Source organism: Bradyrhizobium pachyrhizi (genome assembly GCF_001189245.1).
Lineage (GTDB): Bacteria > Pseudomonadota > Alphaproteobacteria > Rhizobiales > Xanthobacteraceae > Bradyrhizobium > Bradyrhizobium pachyrhizi.
Window position 1 is genome coordinate 165,707 of sequence record NZ_LFIQ01000024.1, and the last position, 7,187, is coordinate 172,893.

Annotated in this window: 8 protein-coding genes; 6 read left to right on the forward strand and 2 right to left on the reverse strand. The window is 64.1% G+C overall.

Annotated elements, in window-relative coordinates; genetic code table 11:
• Nucleotides 1–75: 75 nt before the first annotated feature.
• Nucleotides 76–969 (forward strand): LysR family transcriptional regulator, encoded by an 894-nt coding sequence (locus tag AKL29_RS01620; protein WP_050382597.1) that lies wholly within the window; start codon nt 76–78, stop codon nt 967–969.
• Here the strand turns inward: AKL29_RS01620 and AKL29_RS01625 are convergent.
• Nucleotides 966–1,421, reverse strand: coding sequence for a PaaI family thioesterase (locus AKL29_RS01625; RefSeq protein WP_050382599.1), 456 nt, complete (start codon nt 1,419–1,421; stop codon nt 966–968). The two genes, AKL29_RS01620 and AKL29_RS01625, sit on opposite strands and share 4 nt — an antisense overlap.
• A gap of 231 nt (nt 1,422–1,652) precedes the next feature.
• On the opposite strand from AKL29_RS01625, the gene AKL29_RS01630 reads away from it, so the two are divergent.
• Nucleotides 1,653–2,039, forward strand: coding sequence for a DUF6632 domain-containing protein (locus AKL29_RS01630; protein WP_050382601.1), 387 nt, complete (start codon nt 1,653–1,655; stop codon nt 2,037–2,039).
• A 130-nt stretch (nt 2,040–2,169) separates the two neighbouring features.
• Here the strand turns inward: AKL29_RS01630 and pobA are convergent, their stop codons facing one another.
• Nucleotides 2,170–3,339, reverse strand: a complete 1,170-nt coding sequence (gene pobA / locus AKL29_RS01635) for a 4-hydroxybenzoate 3-monooxygenase (RefSeq protein WP_050382604.1) — start codon at nt 3,337–3,339, stop codon at nt 2,170–2,172.
• A gap of 268 nt (nt 3,340–3,607) precedes the next feature.
• On the opposite strand from pobA, the gene AKL29_RS01640 reads away from it, so the two are divergent.
• From AKL29_RS01640 to AKL29_RS01655, 4 genes are all read left to right on the forward strand, one after another.
• On the forward strand, nt 3,608–4,630 hold the full coding sequence (locus tag AKL29_RS01640) for a TRAP transporter substrate-binding protein (protein ID WP_050382605.1): 1,023 nt from the start codon (nt 3,608–3,610) through the stop codon (nt 4,628–4,630).
• A gap of 131 nt (nt 4,631–4,761) precedes the next feature.
• Nucleotides 4,762–5,328, forward strand: coding sequence for a TRAP transporter small permease (locus AKL29_RS01645; RefSeq protein WP_050382608.1), 567 nt, complete (start codon nt 4,762–4,764; stop codon nt 5,326–5,328).
• Nucleotides 5,329–5,334: 6 nt separating this feature from the next.
• On the forward strand, nt 5,335–6,651 hold the full coding sequence (locus AKL29_RS01650) for a TRAP transporter large permease (RefSeq protein WP_028336540.1): 1,317 nt from the start codon (nt 5,335–5,337) through the stop codon (nt 6,649–6,651).
• A 4-nt stretch (nt 6,652–6,655) separates the two neighbouring features.
• The gene (locus AKL29_RS01655; RefSeq protein WP_050382610.1) at nt 6,656–7,117 is read left to right on the forward strand and encodes a DUF3237 domain-containing protein; all 462 of its coding nucleotides are present in this window, start codon (nt 6,656–6,658) and stop codon (nt 7,115–7,117) included.
• Nucleotides 7,118–7,187: the final 70 nt, after the last annotated feature.

Here is a 7,187-nt window from a genome sequence, read left to right on the forward strand (position 1 = left end):
TTAAGATGGACATTCCTAGATCGTAAGCAATCTTGTGCATTGACACTTCACTGTTGCCAATTATGCAATAGTGCCATGGACCGGATCGACGCCATGCAGGCCTTCGTCGCGGTGGCGGACCTCGAGGGGTTTGCCCCCGCCGCCCGCAAGCTCGGCCTGTCGCCGTCCGCCATCACGCGGCTGATCGCGGCGCTGGAGGAGCGGCTCGGCGCGCGGCTGCTGCAGCGGACCACGCGGCAGGTGACGCTGACCGACGCCGGCTCGCGCTATCTGGAGCGGGCGCGCCGGATCCTCGCCGATGTCGAGGAGGCCGAGGACGCGGTCGAGAACGAGCGCACCCGCCCCGAGGGGCGGCTGGTGATCTCGGCACCGTTCGGCTTCGGGCGGCTCCATGTCAGCCCGGTGGTGAGCGCCTATCTGAAGCGCTATCCCGGCGTCGGCGTCGATCTGCGGCTGTCCGATCGCAGGATCAATCTGGTCGAGGACGGCGTCGACCTCGCGGTCAGGCTTGGGCACCTGCCGGATTCGACGCTGGTGGCGCGGCATGTCGGCCGGATGCGCCGCATCGTGGTGGCGTCGGCCGGCTATCTCAAGCGTCGCGGCGAGCCGAAGCGACCGGCGGACCTCACCGCCCACGACACGATCCAGTTCGGCGCCATGACCGCGACGCCGGATTGGCGTTTCATGGAGGATGGCCGCGAAGTCCGCATCACCCCTACGCCGCGCTTCACCAGCAACAGCTCGGACGCCGCCATCCAGTACGCCGAGCAGGACGGCGGACTGACCCGGGTGATGGCCTATCAGGCCGCCGAATCGCTGAAGGCGCGGCGGCTCCAGATCGTGCTCGCCGAGTTCGAGCAGCCGGCGGTGCCGATCCACGTCGTCTATCCGACGACGCGGCTGTTGTCGGCCAAGGTGCGGACCTTCATCGATATCGTGACCGAGATCACCGACTGGTATTTCGACTAGCTCACCGGCGGCTTCTTCGGCACCACGCGGAAGGTGCCGCTGGCGCGCGCGATGGTCACGCCGTCGGCCTTGATCAGGCTCTGCGCGAAGCAGATCGTGCTGCCGGTCTTGATCACGTCGCTCTCGATCGCGAGCCATTGCCCGACATTGGCGGAGCCGACGAAATCGACCGCGAGCGAGATCGTGACGAACGAGGTGGTCCAGCCGGTCGCCTGGCCGCAGCTATAGCCCATCGCGTTGTCGGCAAGGGCTGCGATCAGACCGCCATGGATCAGGCCGCGGCCGTTGGTATGTGGCCTCGCCAGCCGCAGGCCGATGATGACGGCACGCTCGGTCTTCTTTTGGTAGAGCGGCTCCCAGGGCTCGGTGAGCGGGCTCTTGCGGAACAGCGGCTCGAAGCCTTGAGGGACGTCTTGGGGATTGTCGGGCACGACTTGCGTATCGGTGGTCATCTGAAGCTCGCATATGACGTTGCGTTGATGCCATTGAACGCGATGTCGATGACGGTTTCACCGCCTACAAAGTTTTAAACGGGATTTGCACGGCTGTTTGAAGCTCGCTCGCGCCGGGTGCGGGATACAATATCAGCATCGCGGCCGCTTCCCAACCGTGACGCAGTTCACGCGCATCCCGCCGCAGTTTGTGACATGCTTCGCGCCGCGTCCATGGCATGAGGAGAGACCATGTCGGCCGTGACCCGCCTGACCTATCTTCGCATCGCGCTCGTCGTGGTCGGTCTGATCGCGATTTTCGCCGTCTATCCGCTGTTCCAGCTCTGGCCGTCCGGCTGGTCCTGGGGCCACGGCCATTCGCATTACCCGATGATGATCGTCGGCATCTATGCGACGCTCGGCGTATTCCTGCTGCTCGCCGCGCGGGATCCGCTGCAGCACCGCAGCCTGATCTGGTTCACGGTGTGGTCGAGCGTCGTGCATGGCGGCATCATGGCCGTGCAGGCGGTCAGTGACGAGGCCGAGCGCGGTCACCTGCTGGGCGACGTCCCGGCGCTGTTGCTGATCGCGCTGGTGCTGGCCTGGCTGATGCCGAAGCCGGCCGTGGCGGCTGCCTAAGCACAGGCATCACGTCCCGTCATCCTAGGAGGCGCGTAGCGCTGTCTCGAGGGATCGACGGCCACCGGCCGGGCCGTGCATCCTTCGAGGCTTGCTGCGCCGCCGGGATGACGAAGCCGGCAGTCGGTGATCAGAACGGCAGTCCCACATAATTCTCCGACAGCGAGGTCGAGGCCGCCTTCGAACTGACGAGGTAGTCGAGCTCGGCGATCTGGATGCGCGCGGCGAATTCGCCCTCGTCGGGGAATTTGTGCAGCATCGAGGTCATCCACCAGGAGAAGCGCACCGCCTTCCAGACCCGCGCCAGCGCTTTCGCCGAATACCCATCGATGCCGGCGGAGGATTTCTCGTCGTAATATTCGCGCAGCGCCTGCGACAGATAATGCACGTCGCTGGCGGCAAGGTTGAGGCCCTTGGCGCCGGTCGGCGGCACGATGTGCGAGGCGTCGCCGGCCAGGAACATGCGGCCGAACCGCATCGGCTCGGCGACGAAGCTGCGCAGCGGCGCGATGCTCTTTTCGATCGAGGGGCCGGTGACGATCTCGTCGGCGGCCTTCTGGTCGAGGCGCCGCTTCAATTCGTCCCAGAACCGCTCGTCCGACCATTGGTCGACATGATCGTCGAGCGGGCACTGCACGTAATAGCGGCTGCGGTGGGTCGAGCGCATCGTGCACAGCGCAAAGCCGCGCGCATGGTTGTTGTAGATCAGTTCCGGCGAGACCGGCGGCGTCTCCGAGAGGATGCCGAGCCAGCCGAACGGATACACCCGCTCGTAGCTGGTGATCGCCGACGCCGGTACGCTGGCGCGGCTGACGCCGTGGAAGCCGTCGCAGCCGGCGATGAAGTCGCAGGCGATCTCGTGGGTGACGCCGTCCTTGACGTAGCTGACGCGCGGATGATCGGTGTCGAAATCAAGCGGCTTGACGTCGGCCGCCGAGTAGATCGAGGTCAGGCTGGCCGCCTTGCGGGCATTCATCAGGTCGAGCGTGACCTCGGTCTGGCCGTAGATGGTCACGGTCTTGCCGGTCGAGCCATGCAGATCGATGCGGTGCCGCGCGCCGCCGAACGCCAGTTCGAGACCGTGATGGATCAGGCCCTCCTGGTGCAGCCGGGAAGCGGCACCGACGCTCTCGAGCAGCGACACGGTGCCTTCCTCGAGCAGCCCGGCGCGAATCCGTCCCAGCACATAGTCCGGGGTCTGCCGCTCAAGAATGATGTTGTCTACGCCGAAAGTATGAAGTAGTTGCCCAAGCAACAGTCCGGCCGGACCTGCACCAATGATTGCTACTTTTGTCCGCAATACCTTGTCCTCCCGATCGGATAGGCTTTTAGCCGGTGCCCGCGCCGTCAACTTGCCAAGGCAACTATATCATATAACGGTTTTGGCAAGACGGATTTGCGCGCGACGCACGTTCGCCGCAGCGCAAGATGCGGCGGCGTGGGACCGGGGCGGAGGGTGCGACGAGGCGTCCGCCCGGCGGATTTCGTCTTGAATATCCGTCTGAATTAGATAACATGTTAAGTAATGAGGCCGGGCACCAAGCTCGCCCTGGAGAGGAGGAGACGTGATGAGGAAAACAGTGTTGGCGGTGTTGATGGCCGCCGCCATCGTGCCGGCTGCGCGACCTGCTGTCGCGCAGGACAAGACCGTCAATCTCAAGGTGTCGCTATGGGTGCCGCCGGCGCATCCGCTGGTGCCGGCGACCCAGGCCTGGGCCGCCGACATCGAGAAGGCATCGGGCGGCACCATCAAGGTCACCGTGTTTCCGTCCGAGCAGCTCGGCAAGGCGTTCGACCATTACGACATGGCGCGCGACGGCATCGCCGACGTCACCTATGTCAATCCCGGCTATCAGCCCGGCCGTTTCCCGATCGCGGCCGCGGGCCAGCTTCCGTTCACCTTCTCCGACGGCAAGAAGGGCACGCTGGCGCTGAACGAGTGGTACCACAAATATGCGCCGACCGAGATGAAGGACACCAAGCTGTGCTTCGCCTTCATCCACGATCCGGGTGCGCTGCACGGCAAGAAGAAGATCGTGCTGCCGAGCGACCTCTCCGGCGTCAAGGTGCGGCCCGCGCAGAGCACCATCGGCGAGATGGTGAAGATGTTCGGCGGCACCAATGTGCAGGCCTCCGCGCCGGAATCGCGCGATGCGATCGAGCGCGGTGTGGCCGACGAAATCACCTTCCCCTGGGGCTCGATCTTCCTGTTCGGCATCGACAAGGTGGTGAAGTACCACATGGACGTGCCGCTCTATTCGACGGTGTTCACCTACAACATGAACCTCGCCAAATATAATTCGATGTCGGCTGCCCAGAAGAAGGTGATCGACGACCACTGCACGCCGGAATGGGCCTCCAAGGTCACCGACCCCTGGACCGATTTCGAAGCCAATGGCCGCACCAAGATGAAGGCGCTGGAAGGCCACGAGGTCTATCCGCTGACTTCGGATCAGCTCGCCGAGTGGAAGAAGGCGGTCAAGCCGCTGCGCGATAGCTGGGCCGAGGCGGTGAAAAGGGCCGGCGGCGATGCGGCAAAGATCGGCGCCGATCTGGAGGCCACGCTGAAGAAGTTCGAGGCGGGGATCTAAGGCGCTGCCGAGGCAAATGAGGTCGTCGTGCCCGGGCTTGTCCCGGGCATCCACGCCTTACTGCTGAACGGTAACGAAGACGTGGATGGCCGGGACAAGCCCGGCCATGACGCGGGGTGGGATCTCGAAGCATGGCTGCCAATTCCGAAGTCTCCCAAGACGGCGTCATCACCGGCCCACCCGAGCCGGCGCGCAAGAATTTCATGGATCGCTTCATCGATTCGATCGAATGGGTCGCGGCCTTCTTCGTCGGCGTCGTCGCGCTTAATACCTTCACCGCGGTGTTCATGCGAAAATTCTTCGCGGTGACGATCCCCGACTACTACAATTTCGGCCAGTTCCTGCTCGGCATCCTGATTTTCTGGGGCATTGCGGCGACGAGCTATCGCGGCACCCACATCACCGTGGATCTGGTCTGGGCCAACGCCTCGCCGCGCTACCAGCGCTGGATCGACATCTTCGCGACGCTGGTGCTGCTGTTCGTGGTGAGCGTGCAGACCTACACGCTGGTCGACAAGGTGATCGACACCAGGAACAGCCATATCGTCACCATGGATCTCGGCGTGCCGGTCTGGCCGTTCTTCCTGGTGTCGTGGATCGGCGACGTCTCCGCGGTGCTGCTGATCGCGATCCGCACCTACCGCCTGATCTTCCATCCGGAAGATATCCATGATGCCAAGATCAAGACCGCGGAGTAGACGGCCATGAGTCTCGACCTCAGTCCCGAGACCGTCGCCGTTATCGGCTTTGTCAGCCTGTTCGTGCTGATGCTGCTCCGTGTCCCCGTCGGCATGGCGATGGGCCTCGTCGGCATCACCGGTTTTGGCTATCTCACCGGCTTCGCGCCGGCGCTCAAGCTGGTCGGCCAGACCACGATGCGCACGGTGACGGATTATTCCTTCGGCGTGATCCCGATGTTCTTGCTGATGGGCGCCTTCGTGTCGGTCTCGGGCATCAGCCGCGAGCTGTTCCGCGCCGCCAACACTTTCGTCGGTCATTGGAAGGGCGGGCTCGGCATTGCGACGATCGCAGCCTGCGGCGGCTTCGCCGCGATCTCGGGCTCGTCGGTCGCGACCGCCGCGACCTTCTCGGCCGTGGCCTATCCCGAGATGCGCCGCTTCGGCTATCCGCAATCATTCGCCGCGGGCGTGATCGCGGTCGGCGGCACGCTCGGAGCGATGCTGCCGCCGTCCACCGTGCTCGCGGTCTACGGCATCATCACCCAGCAGGACATCGGCAAGCTGTTCATCGCGGGCGTGGTGCCGGGCCTGCTCGCGATCCTGATGCACATGATCACGATCGGCATCATCGGCGTGACGCGGCCCGGCTTCCTGCCGGCGGGAAAGAAGGCGTCGTGGCACGAGCGCTTCGTCGCGCTACGTGACGTCTGGTCGCCGCTGCTGCTGTTCCTGTTCGTGATCGGCGGGCTCTATGGCGGCTTCTTTGTCCCGACCGAAGCCGGCGCGGTTGGCGCGGTGGGCGCCTTCATCATCGGTATCCTGCGCGGCAAGCTGACCAGGGAAGGCATCCTGCAATCGCTGCTGCAGGCGACGCGCACCGCCGCCGCCGTGTTCACGGTGTTGATCGGCGCGCTCTGCTTCGGCTATTTCCTCACCATCACCCAGACGCCGCAGCACGTCACCGAATTCCTCACCGGGCTCGGCATCGGCCCCTATGGCGTGCTGGCGCTGATCCTCCTGATGTATCTGGTGCTCGGCTGCCTGATGGACGCGATGGCGATGGTGATCCTCACCGTGCCGATCGTGTTTCCGGTAGTGACCGCGCTCGGCTTCGATCCGATCTGGTTCGGCATCATCATCGTCATGACGGTTGAGCTCGGCCTGATCCATCCTCCGGTCGGCATGAACGTGTTCGTGATCAAGAGCGTGATCAAGGACGTCAACATGTCGACGATCTTTGTCGGCGTGCTGCCGTTCGTCATCACCGACCTGATCCGGCTGGTGATCCTGATCCTGTTCCCTCTGCTCGCGACCTGGCTGCCGCAGCGCATGATTGGTTAGGCCCATGAATCCCGAGCTTGAGACCAGATACGTCTTCACCATTACCGCCCGGATCGCCGAGGTGACGTCCGCCGGCGACATCGGCACCGGCGTCCGCCGCATCATTCCGATCATCGGCGGCGAGGTGAGGGGCGAGAAGGTCAACGGCAAGGTGCTGGCGTTCGGTGCCGACTTCCAGATCATCCGGCCCGATGAGCTGATCGAGCTAGAGGCGAAATACGCCTTCGAGACCGACGACGGCGCCGTCGTCTATGTCGAGAACAAGGGCATCCGCTTCGGGCCGTTCGAACTGCTGCAGAAGCTGAAGCGCGGCGAGGCCGTCGATCCGAAGCTGATCTATTTCCGCACCGTGCCGAAATTCGAAACCGGCGCCGAAAACTACCGCTGGCTGATGCAGCACATCTTCATCGGCTCCGCCGCCCGCCACGCCGACCGCGTCGTGATCGACGTGCATCAGGTGCTTTAGTTTCGCACACTTGCAGTCTCACCTGCCGCGATCCGCCCCAACATTCGGTGTCGTCCCTGCGAAAGCAGGG

Bases quoted from the DNA above. Each gene is read 5' to 3' on its own strand.
- AKL29_RS01630 (WP_050382601.1), top strand. From the start codon at position 1,653: ATGTCGGCCGTGACCCGCCTGACCTATCTTCGCATCGCGCTCGTCGTG.
- AKL29_RS01645 (WP_050382608.1), top strand. From the start codon at position 4,762: ATGGCTGCCAATTCCGAAGTCTCCCAAGACGGCGTCATCACCGGCCCA.
- AKL29_RS01625 (WP_050382599.1), bottom strand. From the start codon at position 1,421: ATGACCACCGATACGCAAGTCGTGCCCGACAATCCCCAAGACGTCCCT.
- AKL29_RS01620 (WP_050382597.1), top strand. From the start codon at position 76: ATGGACCGGATCGACGCCATGCAGGCCTTCGTCGCGGTGGCGGACCTC.
- AKL29_RS01650 (WP_028336540.1), top strand. From the start codon at position 5,335: ATGAGTCTCGACCTCAGTCCCGAGACCGTCGCCGTTATCGGCTTTGTC.
- AKL29_RS01655 (WP_050382610.1), top strand. From the start codon at position 6,656: ATGAATCCCGAGCTTGAGACCAGATACGTCTTCACCATTACCGCCCGG.
- AKL29_RS01640 (WP_050382605.1), top strand. From the start codon at position 3,608: ATGAGGAAAACAGTGTTGGCGGTGTTGATGGCCGCCGCCATCGTGCCG.